General features: G+C 63.6%; 18 protein-coding genes. 3 read left to right on the top strand and 15 right to left on the bottom strand.

Annotated features, from left to right (window positions below; all coding sequences use genetic code 11):
- The first annotated feature begins 270 nt into the window (after positions 1–270).
- Positions 271–660: a hypothetical protein gene (locus HALO32_RS01960; RefSeq protein WP_151442111.1), complete on the top strand. Its 390-nt coding sequence runs from the start codon at positions 271–273 to the stop codon at positions 658–660.
- Positions 661–686: 26 nt separating this feature from the next.
- Here HALO32_RS01960 and paaZ read toward each other — a convergent pair whose 3' ends face one another.
- The 12 genes from paaZ to paaF form a co-directional block, all read right to left on the bottom strand.
- Positions 687–2,729, bottom strand: a complete 2,043-nt coding sequence (gene paaZ / locus HALO32_RS01965; protein ID WP_151442112.1) for a phenylacetic acid degradation bifunctional protein PaaZ — start codon at positions 2,727–2,729, stop codon at positions 687–689.
- 291 nt (positions 2,730–3,020) lie between these two features.
- Positions 3,021–4,118, bottom strand: a complete 1,098-nt coding sequence (paaE, locus tag HALO32_RS01970) for a 1,2-phenylacetyl-CoA epoxidase subunit PaaE (protein ID WP_151442113.1) — start codon at positions 4,116–4,118, stop codon at positions 3,021–3,023.
- Between the two features lie 8 nt (positions 4,119–4,126).
- Entirely contained in the window at positions 4,127–4,666 is a 540-nt protein-coding gene (gene paaD / locus HALO32_RS01975; RefSeq protein WP_151442114.1) for a 1,2-phenylacetyl-CoA epoxidase subunit PaaD, read from the bottom strand.
- A gap of 23 nt (positions 4,667–4,689) precedes the next feature.
- Positions 4,690–5,454, bottom strand: a complete 765-nt coding sequence (gene paaC, locus HALO32_RS01980; protein ID WP_151442115.1) for a 1,2-phenylacetyl-CoA epoxidase subunit PaaC — start codon at positions 5,452–5,454, stop codon at positions 4,690–4,692.
- Positions 5,455–5,473: 19 nt separating this feature from the next.
- Positions 5,474–5,761, bottom strand: coding sequence for a 1,2-phenylacetyl-CoA epoxidase subunit PaaB (gene paaB, locus HALO32_RS01985; RefSeq protein WP_151442116.1), 288 nt, complete (start codon positions 5,759–5,761; stop codon positions 5,474–5,476).
- Between the two features lie 12 nt (positions 5,762–5,773).
- Entirely contained in the window at positions 5,774–6,730 is a 957-nt protein-coding gene (paaA, locus tag HALO32_RS01990; RefSeq protein ID WP_151442117.1) for a 1,2-phenylacetyl-CoA epoxidase subunit PaaA, read from the bottom strand.
- A gap of 178 nt (positions 6,731–6,908) precedes the next feature.
- A complete protein-coding gene (gene paaK, locus HALO32_RS01995; protein WP_151442118.1) occupies positions 6,909–8,222 on the bottom strand; it encodes a phenylacetate--CoA ligase PaaK in 1,314 nt (437 codons plus the stop codon).
- Between the two features lie 39 nt (positions 8,223–8,261).
- Positions 8,262–9,467 carry a 3-oxoadipyl-CoA thiolase gene (gene pcaF, locus HALO32_RS02000; RefSeq protein ID WP_151442119.1) on the bottom strand — a complete coding sequence of 402 codons (1,206 nt, stop codon included), beginning with the start codon at positions 9,465–9,467 and terminating at the stop codon, positions 8,262–8,264.
- Positions 9,464–9,931, bottom strand: coding sequence for a hydroxyphenylacetyl-CoA thioesterase PaaI (gene paaI, locus HALO32_RS02005; protein ID WP_151442120.1), 468 nt, complete (start codon positions 9,929–9,931; stop codon positions 9,464–9,466). The genes pcaF and paaI overlap by 4 nt, the downstream gene beginning before the upstream one ends.
- A complete protein-coding gene (gene paaH / locus HALO32_RS02010) occupies positions 9,928–11,454 on the bottom strand; it encodes a 3-hydroxyacyl-CoA dehydrogenase PaaH (RefSeq protein ID WP_151442121.1) in 1,527 nt (508 codons plus the stop codon). Before paaH ends, paaI begins: the two co-directional genes overlap by 4 nt.
- A gap of 1 nt (position 11,455) precedes the next feature.
- Positions 11,456–12,247 (bottom strand): 2-(1,2-epoxy-1,2-dihydrophenyl)acetyl-CoA isomerase PaaG, encoded by a 792-nt coding sequence (gene paaG / locus HALO32_RS02015; protein ID WP_151442122.1) that lies wholly within the window; start codon positions 12,245–12,247, stop codon positions 11,456–11,458.
- 15 nt (positions 12,248–12,262) lie between these two features.
- Positions 12,263–13,036 (bottom strand): 2,3-dehydroadipyl-CoA hydratase PaaF, encoded by a 774-nt coding sequence (paaF, locus tag HALO32_RS02020; protein WP_151442123.1) that lies wholly within the window; start codon positions 13,034–13,036, stop codon positions 12,263–12,265.
- A 398-nt stretch (positions 13,037–13,434) separates the two neighbouring features.
- On the opposite strand from paaF, the gene paaN reads away from it, so the two are divergent.
- Together paaN and paaY are read left to right on the top strand one after the other, a co-directional pair.
- The gene (gene paaN / locus HALO32_RS02025) at positions 13,435–15,114 is read left to right on the top strand and encodes a phenylacetic acid degradation protein PaaN (protein WP_151442124.1); all 1,680 of its coding nucleotides are present in this window, start codon (positions 13,435–13,437) and stop codon (positions 15,112–15,114) included.
- Between the two features lie 12 nt (positions 15,115–15,126).
- Positions 15,127–15,741 (top strand): phenylacetic acid degradation protein PaaY, encoded by a 615-nt coding sequence (gene paaY / locus HALO32_RS02030; protein ID WP_151442125.1) that lies wholly within the window; start codon positions 15,127–15,129, stop codon positions 15,739–15,741.
- 404 nt (positions 15,742–16,145) lie between these two features.
- Here paaY and paaX read toward each other — a convergent pair whose 3' ends face one another.
- From paaX to bhcR, 3 genes are all read right to left on the bottom strand, one after another.
- Entirely contained in the window at positions 16,146–17,072 is a 927-nt protein-coding gene (paaX, locus tag HALO32_RS02035) for a phenylacetic acid degradation operon negative regulatory protein PaaX (RefSeq protein WP_151442126.1), read from the bottom strand.
- A gap of 153 nt (positions 17,073–17,225) precedes the next feature.
- A complete protein-coding gene (locus HALO32_RS02040; RefSeq protein WP_151442127.1) occupies positions 17,226–17,738 on the bottom strand; it encodes an Lcl C-terminal domain-containing protein in 513 nt (170 codons plus the stop codon).
- Positions 17,735–18,580, bottom strand: a complete 846-nt coding sequence (gene bhcR, locus HALO32_RS02045; protein ID WP_151442128.1) for an HTH-type transcriptional regulator BhcR — start codon at positions 18,578–18,580, stop codon at positions 17,735–17,737. Before bhcR ends, HALO32_RS02040 begins: the two co-directional genes overlap by 4 nt.
- Positions 18,581–18,668 lie beyond the last annotated feature (88 nt).

Consider the following 18,668-nt stretch of genomic DNA (forward strand, 5'->3'; position numbering starts at 1 on the left):
TCCGCGGGGTGACCCCCTTCTGGGTGGCGGGCACGCTGCGCGCCCTGCTGGTGCTGGTCTTCCCGGGGGTCGTGCTCTTCCTGCCGCAGCTGCTTTACTGAGGCGGGGTGAGGCGCCGATCCATTCAGGATATATGATACAAAAAAATCCATAATACGTTTTTTTGTGTGTCTAAATTTGCCCTGATTTGACCCTTGTCAAATCAGGGCGTTTTCCGTTGCGCTACTCTGAGGATGAGCAATAGATGATACCCGATGAGGAACGTGAAAGATGGAAAGGTTAGCTGATTACATTCAGGGGGAGCGCGTGGTTCGCGAGCTTCGTCGCCATGCCCCGGAGACCCTGGAAGCGCTGGCCCGCGACCTGGAGCAGCCTCTGAGTCTACCCCTGGAGCGGGCCGTGGCGCGGACCCTGGACGACCGTCGAGTGCCCGACTTCCAGGCCGCCGAGGCGTTGATGCCGGCGATGATGAAGACCTTCGAGGTGAACCCGGCCGCCATTGCGGAAGAGGAACTGGCGGTACTGGAATCCGCCTGCAACCGCTGCGAGGTAGTCGGCCAATGCTGGCGGGCGATGCGTGACTACGTGGATGCCGAGGCGTGTCGGAGTTTCTGCCCCAACGCCGAGGCCTTCATGGGCCACGGCGTCGAGGAGGGCTAGTCGGCAAGAGCCGCCATGCCGAGGACTTACTGTCGCTTCGCCACCAGCGTCAGGATGTCATAGCTGGCCACCAGCTCGTCTTCCTGGTTGGTCACCGCCACGTCCCATACCACCACGCCCTGTGGATGACCTTCGGGAGAGGCGCGTCCCTGGTCGATCTTGCGCTTGCACGTCAGGCGGGCGCGGATGGTGTCGCCCGGAGCCACCGGGGTAATGAAGCGCAGGGTGTCCAGGCCGTAGTTGGCCAGGACGGGGCCCTCGCCCGGGTAGACGAACAGGCCGGCAGCAGCGGACAGAACGAAGTAGCCGTGGGCGATGCGCTGGCCGAACTGGGTTTCTTTGGCGGCGATTTCATCGAAGTGCATGTAGAAGTGGTCGCCGGAGAGGCAGCCGAAGTTGACGATATCGGCTTCGGTGACGGTGCGGCGGTGGGTCAGCAGGGACTCGCCGATCTGCAGGTCGTCGAAATGGCGACGGAAAGGGTGGACGTCGTCCTCGATCACCTTGGCGCCACGAACGTATTCGCGGGTAACCGCGGCCAGCATGGTGGGGGAGCCCTGGATGGCGGTGCGCTGCAGATAGTGATGGACGGCAAGGATGCCGCCGAGCTCTTCACCGCCACCGGCGCGGCCCGGGCCGCCGTGTTTGAGCATGGGTAGTGGCGAGCCGTGGCCGGTGGATTCCTTCGAGGCCTCTGCGTCGAGGATCTGCAAGCGGCCGTGTTGTGCAGCCAGTACCGGGATCATCTCGGCGGCGATGGCAGGGTCCTTGGTGGTCAGGGTGGTCACCAGGCTGCCCTTGCCCTTGGCGGCGATGGTGAGTGCCTCCTCGATGCCGTTGTAAGGCATCAGGGTGGCCACCGGGCCGAAGGCCTCGAGGTCGTGGGCACCGCCGTCATTGAGCGGGTCGTGGTTAATCAACAAGTGCGGGGCGATGAAGGCGCCGTTCTCGACGCCCTGGCCCACTGGCTTGAAGCTGCCATCCTTGCCGAAGACGCATTCGCTGGTCTCCAGCAGTCGCTCGATGGCATCGTTGACGTCCCTGAGTTGATCGCTGGACGAGAGGGCACCCATGCGCACCCCTTCCTCTTTCGGATCACCCGCGACGATTCTGGACAGCCGCCCCTTGAGGATATCCGCCAGGGCGTCCAGGTGCTCGGCCGGGACCAGGACCCGGCGGATCGCGGTACATTTCTGGCCCGCCTTGGCCGTCATTTCCTTGACCACTTCCTTGGCGAAGATTCCGAACTCCGCGTCTTCGGGGCTGACATCCGGGGCCAGGATGGCGCTGTTGAGGGAGTCCGCTTCGGCGTTGAAGGGAATGCTGCGGGCCATGATGTTGGGATGGCCTTTCAGCTTCCTTGCGGTGTCGGCGGAACCGGTAAAGGTGACGAAATCCTGCTCTTCCAGTCGGTCCAGCAGATCGCCGGTGCCACCGATGACCAGCTGCAGCGCGCCTTCGGGCAGCAGGCCGGAGTCGTTGATGACTCGAACCGCGGCTTCTGTCACGTAGCTGGTGGCCGTGGCCGGCTTAACGATGCAGGGCATGCCTGCCAGGAAGGCGGGTGCGAATTTCTCCAACATGCCCCAGATGGGAAAGTTGAAGGCATTGATGTGAACACACACACCACGGCGGGGCACCAGGATATGCGTGCCGTTGAAGTGGTTGTTCTTGCCCAGCTGGGCCACAGGGCCCTCATGGGCCACATTGCCGGAGGGGAGTTCCTTGCGGCCGGTGGAGGCAAAGGTGAATAGGGTGCCGAAGCCGCCATCGATGTCGATCGCGGAATCCGACCGTGTGCAGCCGGTATGATGGGAAATGGCGTAGAGCGCTTCCTTGCGCTCCTGAATGTAAATCGCCAGTTCCTTGAGGATGGCCGCGCGCTGCTGGAAATCCAGTGCCAGGAGGCGCTTCACACCGGTGTTGCGACCGAATCCGACGGCTTGCGCAAAGTCGATGGTTTCCCCGTGGGTATGGGCAATAGTGTTGCCGTTGATGGCGCTTGGCAGGGCCCTGGCTGGGGTTTCACCCAACCACTGGCCGGCAATATAACTCTGAAGGACTGACATTAAGGGGTTCTCCCAGGAAAAATTCGAGCTGATCGGGCAGGCTATCCATCGACCCGATGACACATGTTGAACGGCAAGCGTGACGTCAGCCTGGACTAAACCGAGGTACTATCCAGCAGTTCAGGTGGCCAGCGGGTGAGGGGGCGACCGGAAGGCCGCCGATGCCTGACCGACCCACACCATCGTTCTAGCCACAGGCGTGATCAGGTCACCCAAAGCGGCGCGCATTTTTCGTGTGGATGATGGGTTACAAGGGTCTTATATGGGGACTCTTGTGGATTCGGCTGATCTTCAGCGCTGATCGAAATCGAGGGTCACTTCATCGGTAAGGGGGTGAGCCTGGCAGCTCAGCACATAGCCCGCTTCGATTTCGTGTTTCTCGAGTCCATGGGTCACGTCCATATCTACCTCACCCACTACCAGCTTGCACTTGCAGGTGGAACAAACACCGGCCTTGCAGGAGTAGGGAAGGTCCATGCCGTTGGCGATTCCCGCGTCGAGGATGTTCTCGCCGACCGTCGCCAGATCGAACATCACCGAACGGCCATCCGCGACCACGGTGACCTTGCTGCTCTTCTCCTCGCCGTACTCTTCGATACGCTGCTGCGCCTTGGCGAGCATCTTTTCCGAATCTGCCGCGGAGTTTGCGAAAAGTTCATAATGAATCTGGTCGTTGCTCAGGCCTTCGAGGCGGAAGCCATGTGAGACCTCGGCCATCATGGCTTCGGGGCCGCAGATAAAGGCCTCGTCGGTATTCTTGATATCGATCAGGCCGCTTTTTTGCAGCTGGTAGCCTTTCTTGTTATCGATTATGCCGTTGAGAAGATCCGCCCCCTGATCTTCGTAGTTCATGATGTTGATCCACTGGAAGCGATCCATATAGCGGTTCTTGACGAAGCTCAATTCATCCTTGAACATTACGGAGTTGGTGCGGCGATTTCCGTAAATCAACGTCACCTTGCTCTCAGGCTCGACAGCGAGTACCGACTTGATGATGGATAGCGTCGGCGTGATACCCGAGCCTGCTGCAATGCACATATAGCTCTTGGCATTCTCGGGGTCGAGCCGGGTATAGAAATTCCCTTGCGGCGGCATGACGTCGATTTCCATGCCACGCTTGAAGTTGTCATTGGCGTAGTTGGAGAACAGTCCATTCTTGACGCGCTTGATCCCTACGCGCATGTGACCGTCATTGACGCCGGAACAGATGGAGTAGGAGCGGCGTACTTCCTCACCGTCTATCCTGGTTCGCAGTGTCAGGAACTGACCCTGTATAAAATCGAATGTTTCCCTCAGCGTCTCCGGGACATCAAGGGTCACGCGGATGGCAGTATCCGTCTCTGGCTGGACGTCGGCGATTCGCAACGTATAGAAGTTCGTGTCAGACATCACTTAGCCTATATCTTCTTGAAATAGTCGAAGGTCTCCTTGCATGCTTGACACTGGAATAGTGCCTTGCAGGCGGTGGAGCCGAATTCGCTGAGCATTCGTGTTTCACGCGAACCGCAGTGGGGGCAAAGCGCATGAGCGTCGGGCGTCAAGCCATCCTCGGAGGCATCGGCATCCTCCGGTGGGGCGACACCGTAGTTGCGTAACTTACGACGCCCTTCAGGTGACATCCATTCGGAACTCCACGCCGGTGATAGCTGCAATTTCACTTCAAGATTTTCATAACCCTTGGCGTCAAGTGCAGACTTGATATCCTCGGTAATGGTATCCATCGCCGGGCAACCGGAATAGGTCGGCGTGATAGTGACGATAATACGTTCACCATGACGCTCGATGTCGCGCAAGATCCCTAGATCCCAGATGCTCAGCGCTGGTATTTCGGGGTCCTTGACCTCATCGAGCAGATCCCAGAGCTCCTTGACCTCAGAAGTGGCTCGCTGTTGTTGCCGAAGGTACTGTTCCTCCGGCATCAGTGAGATTTCGCTCATAATCAATTACCAATTAGATCCGGTTACCACTGGCAGCCAGGATAGGAGCGGTGAACAAATTGCATTTCTGTCAGCAGGTGACCCAGGTTCTCGGTGTGGTAGCCGATGCGTCCGCCGCGAACCGCCCAGCCATCCTCGGGCACGTTCAGGGTCGCCTCCTTGAGAATCTCGCTCACTCGGCGATGCCACTCGTCACGCAGCCTGGTGATATCGACGCCAATGCCGCTGTCAGCTAATAGTTGCTCGGTATCATCCATCTCGAACATTTCGTGGGTATAACCCCACAGGCTGTCCACCGCGCGTTGCGTACGACGATGACTTTCTTCGGTGCCGTCGCCCAGCCGCAGCACCCAGTCACGGCTGCGGCGCAGGTGGTACCGTGTTTCCTTGATCGCCTTGGCGGCGATGGCCGCCAGGGTATCGTCCTTGGACTCGGCGAGTTCCGGTAGCATCAAGCTGTAATAGACATCGATGAACAGCTGGCGAACCTGAGAGTAGGCAAAATCTTCCTTCGGCATCTCCATCAGCAGCAGGTTATGGTACTGACGGTCGTCGCGCATATAGGCGAAATCGTCCTCCGTGCGTCCATCGTTGGCTAACTCGGACGCATAGCCATAAAACATCCGGGCACGGCCAATGTAGTCCAGTGCCACGTTGGCATAGGCGATATCTTCTTCCAGGAAAGGACCACGACTCACCCATTCGGAGATTCGGTGACCCAGGACGTTGGCATCATCACCCAAGCGAATCACATACTCGAGGGTGGCGTCCTTGATGGTGTCGCTCATTACGTAGTCTCCTGAGCAGCTACATGTTGTTGACGGCATCGGGAAGATCGTAATAAGTCGCGTGCCGATAGGGTTTGTCATCGTTGGGATCGAAGAAATCTTCCGCATCATCTTCCTGGGAGGCACAGATATCGGCCGACTTGACAACCCAGATACTCACACCTTCGCTGCGTCGGGTATAGACATCTCGTGCATACTCCAGCGCCTGGGCGTGGTCCTCGGAATGCAGGCTGCCTACATGCTTATGATCGAGGCCGCGCTTGGAGCGAATAAAGACCTCAAAGAGTTCAAGGGCGTTGTCTTTCATGACTCTTACTCCTCAGGCGGCTTTGGCTTTATTGGCCTGCTTCTTGGCGTTATAGGCAGCCAGTGCTTCACGCACCCAGGCGCCTTCCTCATGGGCCTTGATGTGGTGTTCCAGGCGCTGACGATTGCAGTGACCGTTACCGGCAATCACGCTATGGAACTCTTCCCAGTCGATCTCTCCGCTATCATAGTGGCCGCGCTCCTCGTTCCACTTGAGATCCTTGTCCGGATGTTCGAGCCCCAGAAATTCGATCTGTGATGCAGTCTGGTCGATGAACTTCTGGCGCAGATCATCATTCGTCTCGCGCTTGATCTTCCACTCCATGGATTTCGCGGAGTGTGCGGATTCGGAGTCGTGAGGACCGAACATCATCAGCGCTGGCCAGTAGAAGCGGTTCAGGGAATCCTGGGCCATTGCCTTCTGTTCTGCGCTGCCGTTGACCAGTGTCAGCATGATGTCGTACCCCTGACGCTGGTGGAAACTCTCTTCCTTGCAGATGCGAATCATGCCACGCGAGTAGGGGCCATAGGAGGTACGCTGCAGGGATACCTGGTTGACGATTGCTGCACCATCAACGAGCCAGCCAATCGCCCCCATGTCGGCCCAGGTCAGAGCAGGATAGTTGAAGATTGAAGCGTACTTGGCCTGGCCACTCTGCAGCGCCTCGATCATCTCTTCACGGGTAATCCCCAGGGTTTCCGCGGCACTGTAGAGGTAAAGCCCGTGGCCAGCCTCGTCCTGGATCTTCGATAACAGGATCGCCTTGCGGCGCAAGGAAGGTGCGCGCGTCAGGAAGTTGCCTTCCGGTTGCATGCCAATGACTTCCGAGTGTGCATGCTGAGAAATCTGGCGAATCAGGTTCTTGCGATATTTTTCGGGCATCCAGTCCTTGGGCTCGATCTTCTCTTCCGCCTTGATCTTGTCCATGAACTGCTGTTCTTGAAGAGAAATATTCTTTTCAGAAGACATCGTTATGCTCTCCAGCCATTGGTTGAGCCTGTACTGCTTGTGCTGTGTTCCTCAGCATAGCAGACCGATTCTTTAAGCGACACAAAAATACAGCTTATCAATTTAATTCTGTATCGCCATTCATGTTGTTTGATTAACCGCCTGTCTAAAAGGACTTTTCAGCTTGGGTGGCTGTCGGTCAGCGCAAATCTTTCACCCGTTTGGCCTTGCCCACGGAGCGCATGACCTCCTCCACGCCGCAGACGTCCACCTGGGTGCTGATTCCCACATAGGTCTTGATGGCATGCTGGAGCTCACGGCCCAGTTGTTCGCAGGCCACCGGGTCGCGCGCAACATCGTTGCTGCACGCTTCGACACGCACGAGCACCATGTCCATATTGCCCTGTCGCGTGACCTCGATCTCATAGTGGGGCGAGAGCTGCTCGATCTTGAGCAATCGCTCCTCGATCTGGGTCGGGAAGACGTTGACGCCGCGGATAATCAGCATGTCGTCGCTGCGCCCGGTGATCTTGTCGATACGGCGCATGGGGCGCGCGGTGCCGGGCAGCAGGCGGGTGAGGTCGCGGGTACGGTAGCGGATCACCGGCAGCGCTTCCTTGGTGAGGGTGGTGAATACCAGTTCGCCGTACTCGCCGTCCGGCAGCACCTCGCCGCTCACCGGATCGATGATCTCGGGATAGAAGTGATCCTCCCAGATGGTCGGTCCGTCCTTGGTCTCCAGGCTCTCCATGCCGACGCCGGGGCCCATCACCTCGGAGAGGCCGTAGATGTCGAGGGCGTCGATGCCCAGGCGCTGCTCCAGGGAGCGGCGCATGTCGTTGGTCCAGGGCTCGGCACCGAAGATGCCGGTACGCAGCGGCAGTTCCCGGGGATCGATGCCCTGGCGCTCCATCTCATCGGCGATGTTGAGCATATAGGAGGGGGTGACCATGATGATGTCCGGCTGGAAGTCACGGATGAGCTGCACCTGCTTCTCGGTCTGGCCGCCGGACATGGGGATGACTGCGCAACCCAGGCGTTCGGCGCCGTAGTGGGCGCCCAGGCCCCCGGTAAACAGGCCGTAGCCATAGGCCACGTGTACCTTGTCGTTACGGCTGCCGCCGGCGGCGCGGATGGAGCGGGCCACCACATCCGCCCAGATGTCGATATCGTTCTGGGTGTAGCCGACCACGGTAGGCTGGCCGGTGGTGCCGCTGGAGGCGTGCACCCGCACAACCTCGCTCATCGGCGTGGCGAACATGCCAAAGGGATAGTGGTCCCGCAGGTCAGCCTTGGTGGTGAAGGGCAGCTTGCCGAGCTCCTCGAGGCTCTTGATGTCCTCGGGGTGCACGCCGGCTTGATCGAAGGAGTGCCGGTAGTGGGGCACGTTGTCGTAGGCGTGCTTCAAGCTCCACTGCAGGCGCTTGAGCTGAGCGGCACGCAGTTCATCGAGACTGGCGGTTTCCAGGGGGTCGAGTCGGGAGGTGTCGAGGGGTTTTACGCGCTGGTTCATGGGGGTCTCCGGTCGCAGGGATTGTTGTCGTGTGCGCTCTTAGAGTCGCTCGATGATCAGGGCGATCCCCTGACCCACGCCGATGCACATGGTGCATAGCGCGTAGCGTCCCTGCCGGCGTTCCAGTTCATGCAGGGCGGTAGTCACCAGGCGGGCACCACTCATGCCGAGCGGGTGGCCCAGGGCGATGGCTCCGCCGTTGGGATTGAGGTGCTCGGCGTCATCGGGTAGGCCGAGGTCACGAGTGACGGCCAGTGCCTGGGCGGCGAAGGCCTCATTGAGCTCGATCACGTCCATCTGCTCGAGAGTCAGGCCGGTTTGCGCCAGCACCTTGCGGGTCGCCGGGGCCGGGCCGAAGCCCATGATGCGCGGCTCGACACCGGCGGTGGCCATGCCCACCACCCGGGCGCGTGCCTTGAGGCCGAACTGCTCGGCCTGCTCGGGAGAGGCCAGCAGCAGGGCGCAGGCGCCGTCATTGACGCCAGAGGCGTTGCCGGCGGTCACGCTACCACCTTCGCGGAAGGGCGTCGGCAGCTTGGCCAGCTGCTCCAGGGTGGTAGAGGCGCGAGGATGCTCATCGGTGTCGACCACCAGCGGCTCCTGCTTGCGTCGCGGCACCTCGACGGGAACGATCTCCTCCGCCAGTCGGCCGGCTTCCATGGCGGCGGCGGTGCGCTGCTGGCTGCGCAGAGCGAAGGCGTCCTGATCCTGGCGGGAAATCCCGAACTGTGCGGCCACGTTCTCGGCAGTCTCCGGCATGGAGTCGATGCCGAACTGCGCCTTCATCTGGCGGTTGACGAAGCGCCAGCCGATGGTGGTGTCGTGAATCTCCGCGCTGCGCGAGAAGGCCTGCTCGGCCTTGCCCATCACGAAGGGCGCGCGGGACATGGACTCCACCCCACCGGCGATCATCAGATTTCCCTCGCCGGCCTTGATGGCGCGGGCGGCGTTGCCGATGGCGTCCATGCCGGAGCCGCACAGGCGGTTGAGCGTGGTGCCCGGGACCTCGACCGGCAGGCCGGCCAGCAGCGCCGACATGCGGGCCACGTTGCGGTTGTCCTCACCGGCCTGGTTGGCGCAGCCGTAGAAGAGGTCGTCGATCCGGGCCCAGTCCACCGAAGGGTTGCGCTCGATCAGTGCACGCATGGGAACGGCACCGAGATCGTCGGCGCGCACCGGAGCGAGGGCGCCGCCATAGCGGCCAACGGGAGTGCGGATGGCATCGATGATCAAAGCGTCTTTCATGGCGTCTCTCCGGCGGCAGTCTCTTCCAGGCGGCGTACGGTGCCGCGGATCTTGTAGGAGCGGCCGCGAAACAGGGCGACCTCATTACCGTGCTGGTTGCGCACGGTGATGTCGTAGATGCCGGTGCGACCGCGGCGGCTGCGCTCCTCGGCGGTGGCGGTGAGCACGTCGCCCAGCTGGCCCGGGCCCAGGTAGTCGATGCTGCAGCCCGAAGCCACGGTGGCTTCGTCATAGGTATTGCAGGCGAAGGCGAAGGCGGAGTCGGCCAGGGTGAAGAGGAAGCCCCCGTGGCAATTGCCGTGCCCCTGCACCATCTCCTCGCGCACCGTCATGGAAAGCACCGCACGGCCCGGCGCTACGCTCTCGATGCGCATACCCAGCCCCTGGCTGGCGCCGTCGCGGGAAAACATTGCCTCGGCACAGGCCTCGGCCAGCTGCTGGGGACTCAGTTCGCTGTCGCTCATGTGAAGGACTCCTCGGCCAGGGCCATGCGGCGCAGCAGGAAGGAGGCGCGATAGCGCTCCTCGCCATAGCTCTGCTGCAGGTGGGTCAGGGTGCGGTGCACGAAGTCGAGTCCCAGGTCGTCGGCCCAGGCCAGCGGGCCGCGGGGATAGTTGAGGCCGGCCTGCATGGCAAGGTCGCCGTCGCGGGCGCTGCAAACGCCCTGCAGCACGGCGTCGGCGGCCTCGTTGGCCAGCATGGCCACGGTGCGCAGTACCACCAGCCCGGGGGTATCGGTGAGCCAGGCCACGTCCAGGCCCAGGCGCTGGAAGAGTGCCGTCGCCAGGTCGCGGCTCGCGGCGTCGACGCCGGGGCTGGCGGCCAGGGCGATGGCGCTGGCCTCGCCGTAGTCGAGGCAGAGATCGAACAGCACCAGGGCCTCGAGGCCCTCATCCACGGCACGCTCGGTGGCGCAGCGCCCGTCGCTCAGGGCCAGGGTCAGGCTGCCGAGGCGCAGGCGCGTTTGACCGGAGACGCTCCCGCGACGCACGACCTCGAGGCCGGATTGCTCGGCGCGTGCTACCAGCGGGGCGACGGTCTCGAGCTGACCCTCGGCGACCAGCGGTGGCAGCTCGGCCTTCACGAGGGAGGCGAAGACGGGGGCGTCGCCCTCGGCATTCTCGCTGTAGTCGTAGAAGCCCAGACCACTCTTGCGACCCAGGCGGCCGGCCTCGACCAGTGCCTGCTGCACCAGTGAAGGCTCGAAGCGGGTGTCGCCGAAGTAGGCATCGAATACCGAGCGGGTCACGGCATAGTTGACGTCGTGACCGATCAGGTCCATCAGCTCGAAGGGGCCCATGCGGAAGCCGCCGGCCTGGCGCAGCAGGGCGTCCAGGGTGGCGGGCACGGCGGCGCCCTCCTGGAGCAGACGCAGCCCTTCGGCATAGAAGGGGCGTGCTACCCGGTTGACGATAAAGCCGGGGGTGGAGCTGGCATGGACCGGCACCTTGCCCCAGGCCTCGGCGGTGGCATAGAGAGTCTCGGCAACGTCGGCGTCGGTGGCCAGTCCCGAGATCACCTCGACCAGCTTCATCACCGGCGCGGGGTTGAAGAAGTGCATGCCCGCCATGCGCTCGGGGCGCTCGAGGTTGGCGGCGATGGAGGTGATCGACAGCGAGGAGGTGTTGCTGGTCAGCAGGGTATCCGCCCCGCACAGGGATTCGAGCTCGGCGAACACCTGGCGCTTGACCTCGAGGTTCTCGACGATGGCCTCCACCACCAGGCGGCTGTCGGCCAGGTCGGCGAGGCCGTCTACCGGCGTCATGCGCGCGACGATGGCCTCCCCCTCATCCTGGGCCATCTTGCCCCGGGCCACGCGCTTCTCGAGCTGGCGGCGGACGCCGTCGATGCCGGCCCGGGCCGCGCCGTCGCGATTGTCATAGAGGCGTACCGGATGGCCGGCCTGGGCCGCCACCTGGGCGATGCCGGCGCCCATGGCGCCGGCGCCGATCACGGCGATGATCTCACTGGTTGCGAGGGCTGGCATGTCACTCCCCCTTGAAGCTTGGCTGGCGCTTTTCCATGAAGGCGCTGACGCCTTCGCGGTAGTCGGCGGTGCGGCCGGCGAGGCGTTGCAGGTCGCGCTCCAGGTCGAGCTGGGCGTCGAAGCTGTTGTCGGTGCTGGCATGCAGGGCTCGCTTGATCAGTGCCAGGCCGCGTGTCGGCTGGTTGGCCAGATGGCGCGCCAGGTCGAGGGCCTCGTCCTGCAGGGTCTCGTCGTCCACCACCTTCCAGATCATGCCCCACTGCTCGGCCTGTTGGGCGCTGAGCTTGTCGCCCAGCATGGCCAGGCCCTTGGCGCGAGCCATGCCGACCAGGTGGGGCAGTGTCCAGGTGCCGCCGGAGTCGGGAATCAGCCCGATCTTGCAGAAGGCCTGAATGAAGCTGGCCGAGCGGGCCGCCAGCACGATGTCGCAGGCCATGGCAATGTTGGCCCCGGCGCCGGCGGCGACCCCGTTGACCGCACAGACGACGGGGATCGGCAGTCCCTTTATGGTGCGCAGCATGGGGTTGTAGCGCTTCTCCAGAGATTCGCCGAGGTCCGGGGCTTCGGCGCCGGGGGCCACGTTACGGTCGGAGAGATCCTGGCCGGCGCAGAAGCCGCGACCGTTGCCGGTCAGCAACAGCGCGCGCACGCTCTCGTCCTGACGAACCGACTTGAGCGCCTGGCGCATCTCGGCATGCATCTCGGGATTGAAGCTGTTGAGGCTGTCGGGCCGGTTCAGCGTGATGCGGGCGACGCCGTCTTCCACGGCATAGAGCAGGGGCGCTTCACTCATGGTCAATGTCCTGTGTCAGTGCCCTTTGAAGGTGGCGGGGCGTTTTTCCTGAAAGGCGCGGATGCCTTCCTCGCGATCGTCGGTACCGGCCAGCAGGGTGAAGGCATGGCGCTCGAAGCGCAGGCCGGTGGCCAGGTCGGTCTCCTGGGCCTTGTGCAGGGCCTCGCGGGCCAGGCGCACGGCGAGCGGGGCCTTGGCGGCGATGGACTCGGCCACTGCCGTGGCACGTTCCACGGTCAGCTCGGGCTGGGTGATCTCGCTGACCAGGCCGGCCTCCAGGGCGCGGCGGGCGTTGATCGGCTCGCCGGTGAGGACCATCTGGGTCGCCAGTGACTTGCCCACGGCGCGCAGTAGGCGCTGGGTGCCACCGGCGCCGGGCATGATGCCGAGATTGATCTCGGGTTGGCCGAACCTGGCATCCTCGCCGGCGATGAGGATGTCGGCGTGCATGGCCAGCTCGCAGCCACCGCCCAGGCAGAAGCCGTTGACGGCGGCGATGAGCGGCTTGCCAAAACGCGCGATGCTGGCCCAGTGGCGCTGGCGGGGATCCTCCAGCATGCCCACCAGGTCCCGAGCGGCCATCTCCTTGATGTCGGCCCCGGCGGCGAAGGCGCGCTGGCTGCCGGTGATCACCACGGCACGCACCTCGCTATCGTCCTCGGCGGCGGTCAGGGTCTCGGCCAGTTCTGCCAGCAGGGCAGTATTGAGGGCGTTCAGCGCTTCCGGGCGATGCAGGGTGATGCGCAGCACCCCCCGTTGGGGCTCCTCGACGATCAGGTGATTCGGCATGGCGTCCTCGTCTTCGGCACGGCGATGGCGCGGCAATAGCCGGCGGCCTGCCACGGGCGGGTTTGAAGGACGAGTATAGGTTTTTTTTGATACGCATCAACCTTGGTGTTCGTGATGTAATGTATCGTATTTCGTGCCCAGGCCGCTTTTCCTTGTTTCGTTTCAATCATTTGTTGCGCTGTGACGCCCGTCGTCACGGGCGGATTAGACCATGGTCGAAAGGTTGCCGGCTGTGGCGCGTAAATAAGTCTAATATATTGATATATTGACTCTTTATGTCGGTGGCTCGGCCGTGCATGGCGAGGGGGCCGAGGAAGCGGTTTGATGTTTTGTTACGCTATGAATAGTCTTTCGCGTTATCCCGTATCGAATACGGCCGCTCATTACAGGAGCCATGCATGTCTCAGCAAGCCCAGCAGATGCTCGATCGTCATCGCGAGACCCTCGACCAGGCCGTCGAGGCCATCACCACCCGCGGTTTCTGGAGCCCCTACCCGGAAAACCTCAAGAAGTATCCGGAAGAGGCCGTCAAGGGCGCCCCGCAGCGCTTCGAGGCGCTGCTCAAGCAGCCCTTTTCATTGGTCAAGGCACCGGCGGTCGCCGGCCAGGTCGGCGCCGAAGTTTCCCCCTATGGATTTGAACTGGGCGTGACCTACGACCAGCCCGAGCAGGCCGGTCTGATCAAGGCGATGCAGGCCGCCATGCCGGCGTGGCGAGATGCCGGCGCCGAAGCGCGGGTCGGGGTCTGCCTGGAGGTTCTGGCCCGGCTCAACGCCATGAGTCCGGACCTGGCTCAGGCGGTGATGCATACCAGCGGCCAGGCGCCGATGATGGCCTTCCAGGCCGGCGGCCCCCACGCCCAGGATCGCGGCCTCGAGGCCGTCGCCTATGCCTGGCAGGCGATGTCGCGGGTGCCCGCGACGGCCAAGTGGGTCAAGCCCCAGGGCAAGCATGATCCGCTGGTGCTCGACAAGCGCTACCATATCGTGCCGCGTGGTATATCCCTGGTAGTGTCCTGCTCCACCTTCCCCACCTGGAACACCTACCCGGGCCTGTTGGCCAGCCTGGCCACCGGCAACCCGGTGATCCTCAAGCCGCACCCGGGGGCCATCCTGCCCCTGGCCATGACCGCTCGCGTCGCCCAGGAGGTGCTGGAGGAGGCCGGTTTCGATCCCTGTCTGGTCAGCCTGGTACCGGACAGCGCCGAGGCGCCGGTGGCCAAGCAGCTGGCGCTTGATCCGGCGGTCAAGCTCATCGACTTCACCGGCTCCAGCGCCTTCGGGGACTGGCTGATCGACAACGCTCGCCAGGCCCGTGTCTTTGCCGAGAAGGCCGGCATCAACAGCGTGATCATCGACAGCGTCGACAATCTCAAGGCGGTGGCCCAGAACCTGGCGTTTACCCTGAGTCTCTACTCCGGCCAGATGTGCACCACCACCCAGGCCATCTATGTGCCGAAAGGGGGTATCGAGACCGCCGAAGGGCCGCTCTCCTTCGACGAGGTGGCCGCTGCCCTGGCCAGGGCCGTCGAGACGTTCCTCTCCGACAACGACCGCGCCTGTGCCGTGCTGGGCGCCCTCCAGTCGCCGGCGACCGCGGCGCGCATCGACGAGTGCCGAGGCCTCGGGGAGATCCTGCTGGACAGCGAGCCCCGCGAGCATGCGCAGTTCCCCGGGGCGCGCGTTCACACGCCGCTGCTGCTCAAGGTCGACGCCAGCCAGCGTGATGCCTACGGTGAGGAGCGTTTCGGCCCGATCAGCTTCGTGATCGCCACCGACAGCACCGACCACAGCATCCAGCTGGCCCGCGAGGTGATCGGCGAGAAGGGGGCCATCACCCTGGGCGCCTATACCACCGATGACGAGGTCGCCGAGCGGTTCGAGACGCTGGCCATCGAGGTGGCGGTCCCGCTTTCGCTCAACCTGGACGGCGGCGTCTTCGTCAACCAGTCCGCCGCCTTCAGCGATTTCCATGCGACCGGCGGCAATCCGGCGGCCAACGCCTCGCTGAGCGACCAGACCTTCGTGACACCCCGTTTCGTGGTGGTGCAGAGCCGCCGTCACGGCCAACCGGAATAAGGAGGCACACCCATGCCCTGCTATCGACTCGAGGGGGTGACGCCGGTGGTGCATCCCACCGCCTATGTGCACCCCACCGCGGTGCTGATCGGTGACGTCATCGTCGGCCCGGGCTGCTATGTGGGACCCGCCGCGGTGATGCGCGGCGACTTCGGACAGCTGGTGCTGGAGGAGGGCGCCAACCTCCAGGATACCTGCGTGATGCACGGCTTCCCCGGGTGCGTCACCCGGGTGGAGAAGGATGGCCATATCGGCCACGGCGCCGTGCTTCACGGCTGTGTGGTGGGCCAGGATGCCATGGTGGGCATGAACGCCGTGGTGATGGACGGCGCCGTGATCGCCGCGCGCTCCATTGTCGCCGCGGCGGCCTTCGTCAAGACCGGCTTCGAATGCCCCCCTCAGTCGCTGATTATGGGGGCCCCGGCCAAGGTCAAGCGTGAGCTGAGCGACCAGGAGGTGGCCTGGAAGCAGCAGGGCACGCGTGAATACCAGCGCCTGACCGAGCGTTGCCGGGATAGCCTGGAACCCTGCGAGCCGCTGGCCGAACTGGACGTCGACCGTCCGCGGCTGAATGCTGGAGATACCCAGCCCAAACAGCAGACCCTCGACAAGGGGCAGGCCTCATGAGCCAAGAGAGCCTTCAGTGAGGTCTAGCGTAGCCCACCGTCCCCCGCCATGGCGGGGGACGCTCGCGTTACGGGCCAAGGGCAGGGCAATTGCAGTTAGCCGCAGCGAGAGGCGCCGGGGACAGGTCGAAGGGGAGGTCCTACGCCAGGGGTGAGAAGCACTGCTTCGAACGGGCTGGCCAAGGATGGCCAGCACCGGTCCTGCAAGCGGAGCGGGACGCGAGAGCGAAGCTGGGCGTCGGTAGCGCCCAGGGAGGGGTTCACAGCGCCTCCCCGCAGAACTGTCGCCGGAACAGCCTCGAGCATTACTTCCATCTGCGATAACCCTGGGGTCAAGGGTAGCCGCCTGATATCGGTCGTGGGTTGGCGCTTGCCGGGCCGACCTCGTTGGCACGAAAACCGCTCTTACTCCAGCCCACCGAAACGCTGGTAGAAAGTGGGGCCGGGGGCCGGCAGCGGGCCTTCGGCGGTTTCCAGGTGACGGTCGAGCCAGCGTTCGGCGCGCTGGTAGATGGTGCGATAGATGTTGCGGCACAGCTGGTGGGCGTTGCGTCCCTCCCAGGCGGTGGGCAGCAGCTCGTCGGGCAGTTGGGGGTCACGCAACTGTACCCGCCGGTATTCATGGATCAGCAGGGTGCGGGCGATGAAGCAATCCTCCTCACCGAGGTGGTTCTCCTCGTTGAGTGCCTTCCACAGCGGGCGAAACAGGGTCAGAAACCACTGATAGTGTTCAGCCAGTTCGTCGAGGTTCCAGCTTTCCTGTACCTGCAGGCGCAGGGGCTTGCTGGCCAGTGGCTCCAGAGCCTCGGTCTGCAGAACGATCACATCGTCTGCGTCTCCAATCTCCTGCAGGGCGGCAATGGCTTCGGCGCGGCTGAGCATTGAGTGAGCGAGCAGGCCGGGGGCGAAGTGACCGAAGCCCAGCCACTCCAGTTCATACCGCACCTTCTGGCGGCGGGCCGTGTCTAGCTGGCTCAGCAGCACCAGGGTCCATTGGCCCGACCAGGGCGCCTGAGAACCGTGGTAGACGCGCTTGAAGGCCTGTTCGAAGCGGCGGCGTCCGGGCCCGCTCAGGCTGTAGTAGCTGCGCCGGCCGACCTTCTCGCCCTGCAGCCAGGTTTCCCGCGTCAGTCGATAGACCGAGGTGCGTACGAGTCGCTCGTTGATGCCGATCGGTTCCAGTAGCTTTGACAGGCTGCCCAGCCAGACGGTACCGCCGCGTGGCGCTATCGCATCGCCGTAGAGGGTGATGATCAGCGAGCCGGCACGAATTGGCCGGCGCTTCTGGAAGTTGTCGACAAGGGTGGCGACACACTCTGAGGCGGATGACATGAGTACGAGCCGGTTTCCTCTTCCAGGTTTGCGAACAGCCGTCGCGCCAAGCGCGTCTAAACCATGGCGGGTCAATGTTACTGAGTGAGATATTTTACCATAGAAAACCTATCAGACTGCTCGGCGCTATCGGGAGCGGCTGTGATGGCGCGGTCAGGGGGTGCTGCAGCTGGCGGGGGTCGTCGAGGCGTCAAGGTCCATCACCAGGCGCACGTGGAAGTCGCCGGCCATGTTGCAGCGCGTGCGCCCGTTGCCGGTGAAGTCGACGAAGCAGTCCTGCTGGGAGTGGCCACCGGCGCTCACCTGGTTCCAGTACCAGCCATGCGGCGTGTCGGGAAAGGCGGTCGAGTCGATGGCCACGGCCGTGTCGTCCGGTTCCTGCATCAGTGAGCGCAATTCGAAGAAGCGTGGCAGCCGCCAGGGGCAGTCGGCGCTGGCCTGGGCCGCGGCGTAGGCGTCGGCCTGGTCGAGGCCTACGCTTGCGGCTTCGCCGCGACAGCCCTGCTCGTGAAAGGTCTGTCCCATACTGCAGCGCATCCACATCAGAGACTGAGCCTCGTCCGTGACCAGGCCATCGGCGGGAAAACGGAAGCGTTCGGCAGTGTTTCCCAGGGCGAGCGGCGCGACGATTAGCATCGTCAGCAGGGTGAGGGGGCCCCGCCTCATGCCTCGGCCACCGGTTCGCCGGCCGTGGGGACGCGCCCGCCCAGCTGCGCGGTAATCTCGGCGGCGGTGTCGCGCACGCGTACGCCCAGTTCGGCCAGCCGCTCCTCGGGAATGCGGGCCTTGGGGCCGGAAACCGAGATGGCGGCCAGCGGGATGCCGTGCTCGTCGTGGAGGCAGGCGGCCACGCAGTGCAGGCCGATGGCGTGCTCTTCCCGATCACAGGCGAAGCCCTGGTGGCGGATCTCGGCCAGCCCCTCACGCAGCGCTTCGGGCGTATGCAAGGTGTTCTCGGTGACGCGGGCCAGACCCCGCTCGTCGAGGATGCGCTCTACCTCGCTGTCCGGCAGCCAGGCCATCAGTGCCTTGCCGACGCCCGAGGCGTGCAGCGGCGCCCGGGAGCCGAGCCGGGTGATCATGCGCATCATCTGGGGCGACTCGCTCTGGGCCAGGAAGACCGCGGTGCCGTTGTCGCGCACGCCGAGGTTGGCCGTCTCGCCGGTCTGGGCGGTGAGGCGGCGCAGGAAGGGGCGGCTGGTGCCGACGAAGTCGCGGGCCTCTATGAAGCTGCTGCCGATGCGGAAGGTCTTGACGTCGATCTTCCACACGCCGAGTTCGCTGTCCTGGGTCACGAACCCCTGGCTCTGCAGGGCCTGCAGCAGCCGATGGGTAGTGGAAGGCGCGAGGTCCGCCTGTTCGGCCACTTCAGACAGTGCCAGGCCGCCGGGACTGGCCGAGAGGCGTTCGAGCAGATTGAGTCCGCGCACCAGCGATTGGCTGTGGCCGCTGGTACTCTTGCCTGACCCGGCGGGTCGTCCCGCTGTCCTGCGCTTGCCGTCGCTCACCCGGATTGTCCTCTTGCCGCGTTATCTCGAGGCTACAGGATACCGTGTCGACTCGGCGCTGTCGCGGCTGCGGAAATGGCTTCCATCC

Origin of the sequence: Halomonas lysinitropha (assembly GCF_902500215.1) — a bacterium.
GTDB classification, from domain to species: domain Bacteria; phylum Pseudomonadota; class Gammaproteobacteria; order Pseudomonadales; family Halomonadaceae; genus Halomonas; species Halomonas lysinitropha.